The sequence below is a fragment of the Capnocytophaga endodontalis genome (assembly GCF_002209445.1).
Taxonomy (GTDB): Bacteria; Bacteroidota; Bacteroidia; order Flavobacteriales; family Flavobacteriaceae; genus Capnocytophaga; species Capnocytophaga periodontitidis.
Map to the genome: position 1 here is coordinate 2,335,385 of NZ_CP022022.1, position 16,275 is coordinate 2,351,659.

15 protein-coding genes are annotated in these 16,275 nt (G+C 34.5%); 2 read left to right on the forward strand and 13 right to left on the reverse strand.

The features are described from left to right. Positions 1-6: 6 nt before the first annotated feature. Both mobB and mobC read left to right on the forward strand, forming a co-directional pair. On the forward strand, positions 7-1,344 hold the full coding sequence (gene mobB, locus CBG49_RS10580; RefSeq protein ID WP_088594435.1) for a conjugal transfer protein MobB: 1,338 nt from the start codon (positions 7-9) through the stop codon (positions 1,342-1,344). A gap of 89 nt (positions 1,345-1,433) precedes the next feature. Then, on the forward strand, positions 1,434-3,452 hold the full coding sequence (mobC, locus tag CBG49_RS10585; RefSeq protein WP_016479336.1) for a conjugal transfer protein MobC: 2,019 nt from the start codon (positions 1,434-1,436) through the stop codon (positions 3,450-3,452). Between the two features lie 75 nt (positions 3,453-3,527). On the opposite strand, the gene CBG49_RS10590 is transcribed toward mobC, so the two are convergent. The 13 genes from CBG49_RS10590 to CBG49_RS10650 all read right to left on the reverse strand — a co-directional run bounded on the left by CBG49_RS10590 (position 3,528) and on the right by CBG49_RS10650 (position 16,225). Continuing rightward, positions 3,528-4,079, reverse strand: coding sequence for a hypothetical protein (locus CBG49_RS10590; protein ID WP_157668386.1), 552 nt, complete (start codon positions 4,077-4,079; stop codon positions 3,528-3,530). 4 nt (positions 4,080-4,083) lie between these two features. Then, complete coding sequence (locus tag CBG49_RS10595; protein ID WP_088594437.1) at positions 4,084-6,279, reverse strand: C15 family peptidase; 2,196 nt, start codon at positions 6,277-6,279, stop codon at positions 4,084-4,086. Beyond that, positions 6,240-6,839, reverse strand: coding sequence for a hypothetical protein (locus CBG49_RS10600; RefSeq protein WP_088594438.1), 600 nt, complete (start codon positions 6,837-6,839; stop codon positions 6,240-6,242). Before CBG49_RS10600 ends, CBG49_RS10595 begins: the two co-directional genes overlap by 40 nt. Positions 6,840-6,841: 2 nt before the next feature. Beyond that, entirely contained in the window at positions 6,842-8,779 is a 1,938-nt protein-coding gene (locus CBG49_RS10605) for a phospholipase effector Tle1 domain-containing protein (RefSeq protein ID WP_088594439.1), read from the reverse strand. Between the two features lie 18 nt (positions 8,780-8,797). Next, complete coding sequence (locus CBG49_RS10610) at positions 8,798-9,922, reverse strand: DUF2931 family protein (protein WP_088594440.1); 1,125 nt, start codon at positions 9,920-9,922, stop codon at positions 8,798-8,800. A gap of 2 nt (positions 9,923-9,924) precedes the next feature. Further along, positions 9,925-11,826, reverse strand: a complete 1,902-nt coding sequence (locus CBG49_RS10615; protein WP_088594441.1) for a type VI secretion system Vgr family protein — start codon at positions 11,824-11,826, stop codon at positions 9,925-9,927. A 39-nt stretch (positions 11,827-11,865) separates the two neighbouring features. Then, positions 11,866-12,261 carry a type VI secretion system tube protein TssD gene (tssD, locus tag CBG49_RS10620; RefSeq protein ID WP_088594442.1) on the reverse strand — a complete coding sequence of 132 codons (396 nt, stop codon included), beginning with the start codon at positions 12,259-12,261 and terminating at the stop codon, positions 11,866-11,868. A gap of 26 nt (positions 12,262-12,287) precedes the next feature. Then, positions 12,288-12,716: a hypothetical protein gene (locus tag CBG49_RS10625; protein ID WP_157668387.1), complete on the reverse strand. Its 429-nt coding sequence runs from the start codon at positions 12,714-12,716 to the stop codon at positions 12,288-12,290. A 6-nt stretch (positions 12,717-12,722) separates the two neighbouring features. Continuing rightward, positions 12,723-13,334, reverse strand: a complete 612-nt coding sequence (locus tag CBG49_RS10630; RefSeq protein ID WP_157668388.1) for a hypothetical protein — start codon at positions 13,332-13,334, stop codon at positions 12,723-12,725. 89 nt (positions 13,335-13,423) lie between these two features. After that, positions 13,424-13,810: a type VI secretion system tube protein TssD gene (tssD, locus tag CBG49_RS10635; protein WP_016479764.1), complete on the reverse strand. Its 387-nt coding sequence runs from the start codon at positions 13,808-13,810 to the stop codon at positions 13,424-13,426. Between the two features lie 51 nt (positions 13,811-13,861). Continuing rightward, entirely contained in the window at positions 13,862-14,248 is a 387-nt protein-coding gene (gene tssD, locus CBG49_RS10640; protein ID WP_009411176.1) for a type VI secretion system tube protein TssD, read from the reverse strand. A gap of 136 nt (positions 14,249-14,384) precedes the next feature. After that, positions 14,385-15,752 carry a DUF5458 family protein gene (locus CBG49_RS10645; protein ID WP_088594445.1) on the reverse strand — a complete coding sequence of 456 codons (1,368 nt, stop codon included), beginning with the start codon at positions 15,750-15,752 and terminating at the stop codon, positions 14,385-14,387. A gap of 32 nt (positions 15,753-15,784) precedes the next feature. Continuing rightward, positions 15,785-16,225, reverse strand: coding sequence for a hypothetical protein (locus CBG49_RS10650; RefSeq protein WP_088594446.1), 441 nt, complete (start codon positions 16,223-16,225; stop codon positions 15,785-15,787). Positions 16,226-16,275 lie beyond the last annotated feature (50 nt).

A 16,275-nucleotide genomic window follows, 5' to 3' on the forward strand; every position in this document is an offset into this window, starting at 1 on the left:
CGAGTTATGATAGCAAAAATACATCGAGGAGCGCAGCTGTTAGGGGTACTTTTGTACAATCACAACAAGGTAGCTAAAGGACAAGGAGAGGTATTATACGCTCAAAAAGTGATACAACCTCTGCAAGGAAGTGTAGGCATTTCGGAAGTATCTCGTTCCTTTGCCTCTTATCTCTATGCCAACATAAGGACAGAAAAACCTATCCTACACATCTCCCTCAATCCCGATCCTAACGATAAGGTAAGCGATGAAACCTTTGTAAAGTTGGCTACTGACTATATGCAACAGATGGGCTTTGGCAACCAACCTTTTGTGGTTTACAAACATTCAGATATTGAGCGCAAACACATTCACATTGTATCGCTGGGGATAGACGAAGAAGGTAAGAAAATCCCTGATACTTTTGAAAAAATACGCTCAATGAAAGTATGCCGAGAGCTGGAAACAAAATACCAACTTATCCCTGCTATCACCAATGATTCACAGCTAACAGATGATGAGCTCTTGCCTTTGTCTAAATTAGTCCCCTTAGATTACCGACAAAACGACCTTAAAAAGCAACTGATTCATACTGTAAAACAATTGCTAAAACACTATCATTTTACCTCGTTAGGAACGTTCAACGCCTTGCTCAATCAGTTTAACATAGCGGTAGAAAAGGTAGAAGGCGAACTACAAGGTATTCCTAAGAAGGGTTTGGTATATGTGGTATTGGATGAAAATGGCAATAAGGCAAGCCATCCTTTTAAAGCCTCCAAGATCGGCAAAACACTATGCTTACCTTATATCGAAAAACATTTACAAAAAGAACACGATTACTTAAGAGGACAAGACACCACTTCCTTAAAAACGCATATAACCTTTGCCAAAGAAACAACTCATAGTAAAAGTGAATTTATTCAAAAACTAAAAGCTAAAGGTATTGAGGTCGTCTTTCGTGAAAACAAAGAGGGGAGAACCTACGGGGTAACCTTTATTGACCACAACAGCCGATGTGTGTATAATGGCTCTCAGCTGGGGAAGGAGTTTTCTGCCAATGTTTTTCATCAGTGGTTAAAGTCGTTAGAAGAGCCTGCTCCTGCTTTAACCTCTGAGGTAAATATGTCGTCTGTAACTCCTTATGCAAGTAAAAATCATAACAATACTAGCACTGTTGAAGAGGATACTTTCTCTGATACTTCTTGGACACATTACCAAGAGGATTTTGGCAAGGACTCAGCCTTAAATACTTTCTTTACTCTTTTCTCTTTGGATGATCAAGGGGTAGACTACGAAGAAGAGGATTTTACCAGAAGAATGAAACGTGCTACTGCCAAACGGCGAAAAATAAAAACTCAATCCTAAATGTAGTTATACTAAGTATTTGAACGAAGGATGGGCGAAGGATAAACGAAACTAAAAAATATTGATAAACACTAAAGACAGAAATAAATATGCAAAACGATGATGATTTAAGAGCATTAGCCAAGATTATGGCTTTTATGCGTGCGGTAAGTATTCTCATAGTACTGATGCACCTCTATTGGTATTGTTACGGCTTTTTCCAAGGCGAAAAATGGATATTAGCCGTAGTAGATAGAATCCTGACCAACTTCCAACGAACAGCACGACTGTTCTCTCACCCGCTATACACCAAATGCTTTGCTCTCCTGCTCTTAGCCCTGAGCTGTTTGGGAACAACAGGTGTAAAAAACGACAAAATTACTTGGCGAAAGATTTACATCGCTCTGGGAGTAGGAGCTACTCTTTACTTTGGTAACTTTTGGATTTTGTACTTGCGACTTCCTGCTTCAGTGGTTGCCTTTTTTTATATCCTTACCCTATCTTTGGGCTACATAGCGCTCCTTATGGCAGGTTCGTGGATGAGTCGCTTGTTAAAAGACAACCTTTTAGACGATGTTTTCAACAACGAAAACGAGTCGTTTATGCAGGAAACACGCCTGATGAAAAACGAGTATTCTGTGAATCTACCTACTTTGTTCTACTACCGCAAGAAGTGGAACAAAGGCTGGATCAATGTGGTAAATCCCTTTCGGGCAACCATAGTGCTGGGGACTCCTGGTTCTGGTAAGTCTTATGCTATTGTGAACAACTATATCAAACAACAAATTGAAAAGGGTTTTGCAATGTACATCTACGACTTTAAGTTCGACGACCTCTCTACCATTGCCTATAATCACCTACTGAAGAACTTAGACAAGTACAAGGTAAAGCCCAAGTTCTATGTAATAAACTTTGATGATCCTCGCCGTAGTCATCGCTGTAATCCTATTAATCCCAACTTTATGAGCGATATTTCCGATGCTTATGAATCTGCTTATACGATTATGCTCAATCTCAACCGCTCGTGGATTCAAAAGCAAGGTGATTTCTTTGTAGAGTCACCTATCATTCTATTGGCAGCTATTATTTGGTTTTTGAAGATTTACAAAGGTGGTAAGTACTGTACTTTCCCACACGCCATCGAGTTATTGAACAAGCCTTATGCTGATGTTTTTACTATTCTCACCTCGTACCCCGAACTTGAGAATTACCTATCGCCTTTTATGGATGCTTGGCAAGGAGGTGCACAAGACCAGCTACAAGGGCAGATAGCTAGTGCTAAAATACCACTCTCCCGAATGATTTCACCTCAACTCTATTGGGTAATGACAGGAGATGATTTTTCATTGGATATCAATAACCCTAAAGAACCTAAAATCCTCTGTGTAGGCAACAATCCTGATAGGCAAAATATCTATTCGGCAGCTTTGGGTTTGTACAATTCGCGTATTGTAAAGCTCATCAACAAGAAAGGACAGCTCAAATCCTCTGTAATTATTGACGAGTTGCCTACGATTTATTTTAGAGGCTTGGACAACTTGATAGCTACTGCCCGAAGCAATAAAGTAGCCGTTTGTTTAGGTTTTCAAGATTACTCACAGCTCACTCGTGATTATGGCGATAAGGAAAGCAAGGTGATACAAAATACAGTGGGGAATATCTTTAGTGGACAAGTAGTAGGGGAAACAGCTAAAACCCTTTCTGAACGTTTTGGAAAGGTATTACAGAAAAGGCAATCTACTACTATCAACCGCAATGATACCTCTACCTCCATATCTACACAATTGGATAGTTTGATTCCTGCTAGTAAAATATCTAATCTTACCCAAGGGATGTTTGTAGGAGCTGTTTCTGATAATTTTGACGAGCGTATCGAGCAGAAGATATTCCACGCTCAGATTATAGTAGATAATGAGAAAGTAGTTGCTGAGAGTAAAGCCTACCAAAAAATACCTCAAATCCTCTCCTTTGAAGACGAAAACGGAGAAGACCAAATGCAACAACAAATACAAGCCAACTATAAGCAGGTAAAAACCGATATCATCCAACTCATCACCGATGAGCTCACTCGCATTGAAAATGACCCTGAATTAGCACATTTAATAAGGAAAGAAGAGGGAGAGGAATAAGCCCCTCTCTATTGGCGTTATGACTTGAATCTACCCTTGATAAATTCTTTTGAGTTTATAAGCTTATTTTCCTTCTCATTTTTTTATATTTTCTTTTGTATTTTCAAAAGGGATTAAGCTAAAAAACAAAGAATTAGATATGTCATACATCTGAAATTTTATTTTATCAAAAGTACGTTTCTTCTCTTCAAGATAAAAATCAAATAATTCTTCACCAAAAACATAATCTTGCATAAGTTCTGCTACGGGAATATCTTTTCCCTTTATTATAATTTCAGGATAATAAATTAGTTTTTCTGTAATAGGGTCTTTTATAAAATATTCCTTTTTAAGGTCAAAAACTCCTGGTATAAAAGGTACATTTTTAATATATTTATGAGCCCAAATCGGTCCTATGAATGAATTTATTTGCATAGTGTTTTCACCATCAGTAACGCTATAAATAGTCTTAAAATTTCGAGGAAAATAATATTGAGGAGGAACATTGGAAAGTTGTATGCAAAAATTATTTTCAGACAAACAAACTGCGTGAGAGGCTTTTTTCACTCCCTCTTCAGAAATAAAAGTATTCGAACAATAGAGTTTTTTGTCTGTATCAAACTCAATAATATTGATACATTTTTTCATAATGTCAGTGTTGTAGTGCATTTTTGATAGTTTCTTTTATAATAGTTATTAATTCTTTCACTTTTTCTGGAACTAATTCTTCTTTAACTCCTTGTATTTTTCGAATATGAAAATGCCCTGTGGGTAACTTAGGCTGTAAGGATTCTCTTAACTTAGCCACTCGGTAAAATATTTCATTAGATAAATAATTACCTCCGGGTCCATAATAGATAGATAATTGAGGTAAATCATCATTTATATCTAAAAAAAAATCTTTTGAATAATCTCCTTTATAATAATCATCAAAATCTTTTTTAGTTATAAAATATCTGCCATTATAATTAGTTCCTAACTTACTATCAACCATTTTTTTTGGTAAAGTTGTTTTTATAGTTTCAGCTCCTCCAGGTATAGCTTTACTTCCATCTTCTCTTATAAAATTCATATTATCATTAAATCCTCCACGAGTAGCAGTAGCAAATACATCAATATTATATTCTGCATCTGCTTGACTTATAGTAATTATCATATCTACTTCTCCTTTCTTTTCAATAAAAGGTTTTATATACTTTTCAATAATACCCTCGCCTTGTCCATTTTTTCTATCTTGACTACTATCAAAATCAGTATAACGAACAGGAACTATCATTGTTTGTATATAGCCTCCTAATTCTGTGTTACCATTTAATGCCAATGCTACAACCCCACTGGGATTAGATTGTTTTATATTAGGAGAATACTCCTCTATTTCTTTATTGTTAAACTCATTGAGTATAAATGGGTCAAACCCAGTTATCAATATTTTTTTTGTCCCTTTAGGGGCTTTTGAAAAATCAATTCCTGTATAATTTCGGCTTTTCTCTTCAAAGGTAATGATTATTTCCTCCAAATTAGAGTTTTTCTTCACTATACTTTTCTCAAAATCAATGTCATTTTTAAACAAATAATACCGTTTTAAAGCTACTTGCATTTTATTTCTTGCCCAATACAAGGGACGGTCATCTAATTTGTCTTTTTGTACTCCTGCAATGGCTGCTTTCCAAAGATTTTTAGCTTCTTTCTCTACTTGTTTCTTTATATCTTCAATAGTTAAATTACTATTTTCTAAATAATTAGTGAAATTTTCAACAATATTTTTTATTTGGAATTCTTTATTATTAATAAAATCATTCTCATAGTTCTTTTTTATATCATTATTTTTGTTATTACTTGTAGCAAACAACCCCACTAATTCCTCATAATTTCTACGATAAGTGTAAGGTATAATTATATTATTATCAGCACTAATTTTGCTTTCATTTTCTCCAATTTTAAACTCAAACTCAAACTCTTGATATTGTTTTACTTCTGTTATGTATTTTTCATAGATATAGTTCTCTTTAGACTCATCATAACAAGATATAGGAATAGAAAGAAGTGTTGTTTTTATTTTGTTTTCTTTAAGTTGCCCCTCAAAACTAATCTTTGTATCTTTTAGAGTGATTGTCATTGGAGTGTCATCAGGAATGTTCTCAGTGATTACTTCTATATAAAAAGGTTCCCCATAACAGAGGTTATGTGTTTTGCCATTTTTGAGAATTTCCTTGCCATCAGAAGTAAAAAAATTGACTTCCTTTATACAAGGAGGATTATTATTTGCTAACAGAGGCATCCCTGTAGTATCTATATTTTCAGGAATATTTATTTGTCCTGAGTCTATGAACTCTATTTTACCACTTTCAATAGGAGCATTGGCTGGAGACATCTTACCTGTGCTTACAATAGTAGATTTCTTTATTAGAGCTACATTACCCTGAAACTTAGCATCTCCCATATCTTGCCACTGAGTCAGTGTCAAGAGCTGAAAGCCATCTTCAAAAGTAAAGTTCAAAGGGGCATTTTCTATCTGAGTTCCTACGGTTTTACTTTGAATGGTAGGGGTGTCACTTAGCACTTTAAATGTTCCTATATGAGGACCAAATTTTACTTTTGCCCCATTAATAACAAAAAGCTGGTCTTCTTGAGCTTTATCTTCTTTTTCTTGCTCTTCTTCAATAGCTTCCATTCTTTTTTGGTTACGCTGAGCTACAACTTGAGAAGCTCGTTCCTCTTGTTGTTCTGGAGTTGCTTTACCAATGGTAATGATTTCAGCCTCTTCACGCTCCTTTTCTTGACGCTTTTTATTATTCTTCTCTAAATTTTCTATGTATTTTTGTTGTTTATTTCCAAAGAACCAAGCCATAACAATGAGTATTTTAAATTTGTGTTGTTATTTATTTCATTTACAATAGATTCTATAAGAATACTATTTCTATATTCAAGTAGGTCTTCACCTTTGCAAATTACTTTATCATTCTCTTTGTGATGTCCGTTAAAAAGTAATCCTAACATATTATTTTGATTAAGGAAAGCAATAAAACTTTGTTCATCTTCTAGTAGGTTAGTAATAGAAGCGCAATAGTACTCTATTTCATAACCTTTATGATTGGTAGTAATAGATAGTTGTATCTTTTTCCATTTGATTTTAATAGCAGAAAGATTGAATACTTTGGCTATTCTATTTTCTTCACTGATACCTACTTCCAAGTAATTGAAAGTAGAGGCTATTTTTCGCAATAAAGTATTTATTGTATTTTCTTCAGGAAATATATACTTTATAGTCATTATTTGATAATAAGCTAAATCTGCTTTTTTACCTAAGTACCAAATCTCTATAAGACGTTTATAAGTATCCTTTTGAGCATAAGGCGTAGTATAATCCTTAGTTACAACACTTTCTATGAGGTATTTTTCATTTTTCATCTCTAATATTCTTTGCGTTTTCTATCAGAAGTTGGTTGCATACCAAACCAATCTCTATTAGCTGACCAATGGAGATATTTATTGCGGAGAATTCTTAAAATTTTTTGTTCTTCAAATACCGAATTTCTACTATAAATTTCTGCATTTATTTCTCCATCTCTTGTTTGTTTTTTTGGAGGGAAGTATACATTTTTGTTAGAACTATCTCTTATTTTTAAACTTTCTTTAATTAGTCTTCTATTTTCTTCTCTGTCTCTTTCTTGCATTTCTTTTAAAGCACGTTGTGTTATTTCCATGAGGACTTCATCCCTTATTTGGTTATATTTATTTTCAATTTCACAATCTGGAATAAATCTCCACTCTTTTTCTTCTTCTGATCTTTCCTCTTCTTTTTTATTCTCATCTCTAAAGACATATTTCCTCAAACGTTCTTTAACTTTTATGAGTATTTCGTCTTGAGGATCAGAAATAGGATAATTAGTAACAACATTTTTACTAATTACATTTGCATAGCTATTCCCTAAAAACTCATTAAAAAATTGCTGCATAAAATGTAGAGGGATATAACTATATTCTTTTCGTAAAAAACGAGTGCCTGAAAGTTTGAAATAGCTTTTATCAGAAATTTGATCTAATTGATCTTCCTTATACCAATGTTCTAAAATAAGATACTGTTGGAATGCGTCTAAGTATATATGATTAATAATATTAGTAATATCATAATCAATTTCTATTTCATCAACATATTCAGTACCTGTTTCATAAGCACCTCCTATATCGCAATGGACTCCAGGGAAAGTCTTTTCTATACAATTTTCTACACGCATTTTTGTTAAAGCAAAGTTTTCGCGATGTTCATTCATAGCTGTAAAATGAACTGCTTTTTGGAATTTACCCAAATTATTGAGTTGTAGTTGTTCTACATCATCATCAAAAAAACTTTTTTTACTATGTTGTATACCTTTATCAAGTAAGTCAAGCCCGCTTATATTTCCAAATTCTTCATAGGAAGAAACAGTGTCATAAATCCCTACAAATCTTATCTCTAACCATATCTTATCTAATATTTTAGGATTTATTCCTTCTTTTAATAGATAGTATCCTAAGTAGCCATATTTAGGCCATTTATCTTCTTCAAAGAAATCTATATTTACTCTTACACTGTCCTTATCATAATAAAAATAAGCATACTCATTGTAACCATAACGATTACCCTCATTAGATGGTCTTTTCCCTGTTCTTTCAAATCTTTTATCTAATTTAGTATCTTCTTCTCTCTTATTAGAAACATTTACTTCGTAGAGAAAATTACGTGCTGCTGCAGCCCCACGACTAAAACCAAACACATCCAAGGTGACCTTGATAACCTCATCTGTTTTTTGGGGTAATTTCTCGTTAATTTTCTTAGCCAATTCATAACAACCTCTACGTACTTTTCCTCTAATACCTGTATCACCTGAACCAAATTGAAAGCCTGCACTTATATCTTTTTGTCTATCAAGTGTACCAATACCTTCTATATAGATACGATAATTATCATTACAACAATTCCACATACGGGCTACATTGGTATAATCGTTCATCAGACTATTGTCTACTCCCATTCTATCAAAAAAACCTCTTTCATCAGCTCTGCGATAATCAGTAATGTCCCTTGAGTTCTCTATATTTCTTATATATACATTATGTATCAGAGATTCAAAAAGTTCATCAGAAATACCACTTCTTCGATATTTCAACTCTTCTTCCTTTCTTTTTACCTCTTTTTCATCATCAGAAGGAAGAATTTTAAGGTCATTTTGGTTGAGCACAGTTAACCTTAACTCTGTATTTTTAACACTATTAAGAGTGCCATCAAAAAACAATCCAAACTCTAAATGAATTGTTCCAGAGTTGGTTTCTTGGTAAGTCCCTGAGTTGTATACAAATGTTTGTGCCATAGTTTAGTCAAGTTTTTATTATTCAAAAGGGGTAGGAGGAATAATATCTTCCTCTGTAAATTTTGAAATTTCTAATGTTTTAGGTTCTAAAAAAGTTTGTTTGTCATTATCACCTATCAATTGAAAGGTGAGGTAGGTATTGTTGCGATTTACGCGAATATCTAAGTGAGCCGTTACTTTATCAGCTTCTTTTCCAAATACTTTTTGATAAGCTGCTACTACTGCTTCCCAATCAAAACTTACTTCAGCCAAATATTTTTCTCCGTTTTCTGCTTTATACCAAATTACTAATTCTTTAAACAAGGGACGTTTTTGAATAGGTTCTTCTAAATAGAAGAAATCTTCTTTACCCATATAGGAAGCGAAATCAGTATACAAGGTAGCTCCAGCTTCTCCATTCCAATAGCGGTAATTGACATCACCTATTTTCCCATTGGGAATTTCATAGACAGGGAACCATTGGTATTGATGGTTTCTATAACTATCCCATAAGCCAAAGGGGATAGGTTTGTTTTTATTGGCTTCGCGTACTGCTTTAGGAATTGTTAAGTCACTATTTAAAACCTCTTCTCTATCCTCTTTGCTAAATATAAGGCGTTCGTGACTATCTAACCCAGGTGGCTCTTTCAAATCTATTTTTTCGGCTTGGTATCTTCCTATTTCAGTAATTTTTTTATAACCTCTACCTGCCCATAACACTACTACGCCACCAGGGGCAATACCCACTACTATAGTATCATAGGTTTTATGTCTTACTTCTCCATTAGGTACTCTTTGATTAAAACCTTCTCTAAAAAGTTTTGCTATCTTTTCGTAATCAATAGCCGTTTTGAGCCTATAGAAACAATCTTCTTTATAGGATAGCCATACCATATCTACGCTTTTAGGTAGCTTGTCCATTGAAGTGCTTTCATAACCAAAAGCATTTCCCCAATCGGGTTCTTCTTTTTCAGTGTACAACTCTCCTACAATGGGAGTTCCTCCCACCATAGCGGCATAAAAACGTATAGGGTAGCCTATGGGAGTATTCACCGCTATGCCCCATTCATATTGTGGTTCATTCATATTCTTATTATTGCTATTATGGTTTTGACAGCTAGCGAGCTGCAGGGTTAAGAGTAAAAATAATAATGTTTTTCCCATAGCTATCCTTTATTGACCATAGCATCTTTTTTACCTAACACCTTAGAAACACCCGCACTCTGTATGGTAATATTTCCTTTCTTTGCTGTATGGGTAGTCTCTGCTGTGTTTTCTACTAAATTACCTTCAATATCTATTGTTTTAGCTCCTTGTACTGTCTGTTTATAGTCCTTAGATTTAAAACTATGGTTATTAACAATTTCTACACTATTGTTATTTTGTACAGTAGTGAACATATCATTTCCTACTTCCATAATACAATTAGTTCCCGCTTTGATATTTACATTTTCTCCCGCTGTAAAACTAATATTCTTAGGAGCACTTACATTGATATTTCCTTGTCCATCCATTAGGTAAGTATTACCACTGGGGTCTTCTATAAATACACTACCTTCCCCATCATTGAGAATGATTTTAGTACCTGAACGGGTGTGTATCACTTTCTTGTCGTTGCCTGCTGTATGGTATTTACTAAATTCCTTACCATTGTAGTTGCTTCCTACTACAAACGGGCGTTCGGCATTCTGATCTTCAAAATCAACCAATACTTCCTCGCCTATTTCGGGAATAAAGTAAAAGCCTTTGTCTGCTCCTGCGTGGGGTTGTACTACGCGTATCCAAGGGGTTTGGGCTTGGTATTTTTCTTGCCAAATAAATTGTACACGCACACGTCCTAAGCCCTTAGGGTCGTTGTTGTCCACTACTCTGGCTATTTGCTGTTCGGCTCTCGGAAGAGCTTCTTCATCGTAATAGTAAGCGATATATACATCAGGAATAGCGATAAACTCGTTGTAGTAGTCTTGACCTGATTGATAGTGTTTGATATCTATCACTCGGTAGGTTTCCATTGGCTTGCGATTGATGTCTTTGAGTTTTACAAAGCCTCCGATGCGCACGTGTGGGTTGCGACTTTTGCCTCGCACTTGCATCAGCTGTTCACGGCTTTCTTTCTCTCGGCGTACTACATCTTTTAAATAATCACCTCTGAACTGTTCGGGTATGGCTACATAGGGCATCTCGGGTACTTTGGTAAAGACTTTGTTTGAGGCTTTGATAGCAGCAAACTGAAAAGGATTCACTTTGTCCTGCACTCGTACCTCTTGAGTCTTTTTTTGTTCTGTACCTGCTGTTTCGGCATCATAGGACAAATAGGTGAAGTTTTGAGGCTTGATCATTAGTTCAAACTCTACATCGATCATATCATCTCCTTCAAAAAGCTCTACTGTGTTCTGTGCTTCGTTGCTAAAAATGAGCTGGGTGCCATTGTAGTAGAAAAACTCGCCATAACGACGGGCTAACCTACTGATAAAGCGATAATCGGATTCTTTGTATTGTACCGCATAAGGAATTTTATACTTGGTATTGATCATTCCTTCGGTATTTACCTTGGCTTCTTGTGGATATTCAGTCGTGGCTTCAGCAATGATTTCAGGAAGGGTTTTGTTCTCATACGACTGACAGTCTTTGCCATTTTCTAAAATGATACTTGGTGCATAGCCAGAGATATAGAGCCTGCCGTGTCCGCCTCCTTCGTCTTTGCGGTTACGAATATTGGCTATAATGCCTTTGAATGACTGTACAATGTTTCCGCGATGATGGAAATGAATGGTTATATTCTCTCCCAGAAGATTTTTGGAGTTTTTCATCACTTGCCCTGTGAAGTCGTCGATAGCTGTATCGTTTACTACGATGGTAAATTCGTCGTGGGCATTGGTGTGTTGGGAAAGTTGTAAAGAAAAAGTAGCTCTATCTAAAAAACCTTCTCCTTTGAGGGAAAGGGTAATCATCACTACAGGATTATCTTTATCTTTCAAAAAATCTTGAAAACTTTTCACCGAAGCAAATTTTGCAAAGGTTTTGGGGTCGTTCACACGACCTGGGACTGATGAGGTGTTGTTATTCATAAGATTCTTTTTTTACGGATGAAATTTGAGATTACAAATTTAAATACCCATTTTCCATTGTTTGTTATGTGGTACTCCATTTACAATGAGTTGCTGAGCAGATAGAACAAGTTCAATTTGCAAGGGTTCTGTGCTATTGGCATTAAAGTCTTCTGTAAAACTTATACAGAAAGCCTTTTTAAAAGAAAGTTCCTGCAATTTGCTCATTGCATCTCTACGATAGTAAATAATCTTACCATCTTTGGTTTCACTAACGCTATTCATCCATTTGAACAAGTCAGGTTCTCCTGTACTTTCCAAACGAATAAAGATCTCACCACCTCTTGGCATTCCTTTAGGTAGTCCTGTTTGATCTACATCTTGTGTAAAATTATATTTACAAGCTAATACATTGTAGGTTTTACCTTCTAATTCTAATTTAACTTTGAATGACATATTCTTTTTATTTTTAAAATTGTTAGTTAAAAGTTTGTATCCTTATTATAAATGAAAAATTTTAACGGTTTCCATTTCTTATTTTCTCTTTTGTACCAAATTGTTAAATTATTATTTTTATCAATTTGCCAAGTAACTTCTTTTATAAGAATATCTTTTTCTTGTATTTCTTTTTCAGAAAAAATATTGAGTAATTCAATTCTAAATTCAGAAATTGAACCATCAGAATAATCTCCCATAAGAAAAGTAGTTTCTTTCACAAGTGAATACCCTAACTTTTTATAATATTTCTCAATATTTTTATCATACGATAGGTTTTCAAAATTTTGTAATAAAGAATCTTTTTCAGCATTTATTACTGTCATATTAAAATTCTGTAAATTTTGTAATTCTTCATTTTTACATTGAGCTGCAAATAAATAATTCATTGCAATAAAAACACATAAAAACTTCATAGTGCATTATATTAACTGAAATGTTGTATTAGGATAAATAGTAGATAATTGATAGATAATATATTGCAAATGCCTATTTCTCAATTCCATACCAACATTCATTATACTATCTTGGTCAAAAAGAAACCCATTATTAATAGAGAGAGTACTATTATATTCATCATATAGATAACCAATAGCATGTCCAAACTCATGTCCCACAGGCACTTGTTTGTAGTCCTTCCTCATCTTTGTATCTTCAGTGTCTAAATTGATTTCTCTATCATTCCATCTCACATTACTTCTATAAGAAGTATTCTTTGCAATTTTTCTTACATTTACATTCCAATGAGGATTTTGTATTACCCATTGAATATCAAAATTAATTGTGAAAAATTTATTTTTATATTTTTGAGCAAAAATTGAATTACCTATAACTTTTATTTTAAACTGACCTCCCCAAGTTTTCCAAATGATATTATCAACTTTATTATGAAAATCTCTTTTTTCAAATAAATTCCAACTTGAGGTATTTCTTTCATTAAGCCAATTATATTTCCACTTTTCACGAATAAGTATAACCTGCCTATATTCTTCCAAATAAATATCCATTCTATCAGTTTTTTTTATCAGAGCCATATAAATTCTTTGTTTTATGGATTATACTTTAGTTTTATTTTTACAAAAATTGGGCAGCACTCTAAAGCGCTACCCAATTTTCATAAGTTTTACACCCACTCATTTTCGTAGGCACCTGTACCCATTTCTAATTTCCTTGCAGAAATGGTAAAGGATTCAGTGAGGGGTTTTTCTCCTGAGGCATCAAAATGCTCTCGATGTTTTACAAGATAAGCCTCAGTGAATTTCAATTCTTTTAGGGTAGCTTCACTATCTCTTTTTAAGAAAGTGATACTACCGTCTTTACGTTCAAAAGAATTGGTCATCCACTCGAAGAAGTCAGCTTCTCCTGTGCTTTCCACTATTACATCAATTTTTCCACCACGTGTAACGGTAGAAGGACGACCTGTTGCATCTGTTTCTTGGAACAATGCATAACTAACGCTAAGAACATTATATTCTTTGCCGGCTACTTTTAGTTTGGCTTTGAAAGACATACGCTTAAAAATTTAAAAGATTAATAATTACATTAAAAAATCAAAAGAAGATTACACCCATTCATTGGTATGTTTGGCTGTACCCATTTCAATCTCTTTGGCAGAGAGTGTAAAGGTTTCTGTCAGCGGATTATCACCTGCTGCATCGAAATCTTCTTTGTACTTCACGATGTAAGCTTCTTTAAATTTTAGCTCTTTCAAAGTAGCCTCGCTGTCTCTTTTGAGGAAGATGATGCTTCCATCCTTGCGTTCGAAGGAGTTGGTCATCCACTCAAAAAGGTCGGTATCACCAGTGCTTTCCACAGTGATAGTAATTTTGCCACCTCTGGTAACCGAAGAAGGTCTACCTGTGACGTCGGTCTCTTGTAACATTCCGTAGTCAACGGAAACGATGTTGCGTTCTTTACCAGCAACATTCAGTTTGCATTTAAACGACATAATTAAAATAAATTAAAATTTAATACTCAATAATACCAATTATGGAAATATATATAAAATGTCTCCAATGCCTTATGTTAGAATCTAAACCTTATATTATTTTGTTTAGGATTAGATTTCTTTCATAAGAGGTACTTTACTTTTGTTCATATTCAGTATCCCATTCATTAGCATCAGTTCCCTTGTGTCCATCCATTTTGATAAGGAAGTTTTTAGCGGGGAAATAAGGTTTCATATGAATATCTAAATAGATTCTGTCTTTTTGTTTAGGGTCTTGTTCAAATCGTCTTATCTCGAAATTCTCAATAAGGTTTTTAGGACCTGTGATGCTATCCAAGAATTGGACAATTTGGTTCATAATATCCTTACGAGTAGTAGCTGTAAAATTCTCAAAAGCTCTACGGTTAAGGAAATCCATTAGCACTTTGGTCACATAGTCGAACACACGTACTACAGAATACGTTTGTAGTCCTAAGTTATCTCCATTGAACAATGTTTTACCTGAGAAAGCCATTACTTTTCCGTATTCATTTACCATAGGGATAAGTCCTAAACTTTCTAAGTTGGCTATTTCGCTTTTCTTCAAGTCGAAACGTACGCCTTCTACTTCGTTGATACCTCCAAATTTCTTTCCGGCAGTTACCTGAGACATCAATGTTTTGTAGATTTTTCCAGCTAAAGCAGCGGAAGGTGGTACAAATAAATCGGTTGTTTCACCTATTTCTTTGAAACGACCTCTACCTACTAACCAGTTGCAAGTCATTAGCACATTGGCGCGATAAACATCCCCTCCTGTAAGCTGAGCTTCATCAAACATCTCCATTACATCATCAGGTTCGTCTAAATGTTCAAAGTCAGTAACAAGCATTACTTTATTTTCATGAGCGATTTTTGCCCATTTTTCAACTACCATATTAGAACCTAAATAACCTGGAATCACTAACAAGCCATAGTTATTTCTAAGGTCTAAACGATCGTAGTTATCGGAAAGCTCGGCGTGTATGGTATCAATAAAACGTGTGTTATCAAGGTCTTTAAGTTGCTCTAAGGAAGCGTTCATCACTGTAACATTTTTAATTTTGTCTTCCTCAGTATTTTTATAGAACAAAGCTATGGTTCGATAGTTTGTTTCTAACTCACGAGTAGCCTCTACAGCATTGTATAAGTTTTTAGAGAGCAATTCTTCTGCTGATTTTTGTTGGTCTTCACAATGTGCGACCATTTCAACCAAAGAATCACTTTGTTTTAAAACACTTGCCCAAAGTTCTAATGTTTTCTTTAGGGTATCTCTTTCTTTTTGCTTGCTACTTTCGGTAAGGAATATCTTTCTACGAGCATTCCTATCAGGATTTACATTTTGTACGTTCTCTATGGATGCTTCTAACAAATCAAAACCTCCATAACGCACTAATTTATCTAATGACTTTTCTAATGAAATAGGTGATTTCTTAACAGATTCTTGTGCCTGTGATGCTGTATTTACTGTTTCTATTTTATTTGACATTGTTTCAAATATTTAATTAGGAATTTAAAGAATTAACTCAACTCAGCTATTAGAGCTTCTAAAGTGTCCTGTAGAGCTTTTTTAGCATCAGGATCTTCTAAGGCTGCTTTAAGGAGCTTGTTTGTTTTGAGCTGTTTGATTATTTTCTGATATTGATCCTTTTCTGTAGCCAATCCCGTAAGGAAAGTGCTTTGAGCTGTAATTCCTTTAGTGCCAAAATCTCCCAAGTTTTTAAAGGTCAATTCTTCTACTTTGGTAGCTCCTTCGCTATCTTCAAAATCTACTTTTACAGTAGGCTTGAAGTGCTCGAATACCTTGTCTAAGGTATTGAGACCTTCTACTAATTCGGGCTTTATGGGGTTTTCTGCACTGAGCTTTTGAGCTATCAATGTGCGATTGGGAGCTATCTCTAAAATAGCTTCACTTGCATCTATCGGCACTTCATTGCCTCCTATTCCTTTGTTTGTTAGCATTGAATGATGTTTTTTTATTATTATCAAACTTGATTACGGGACAAATGTAG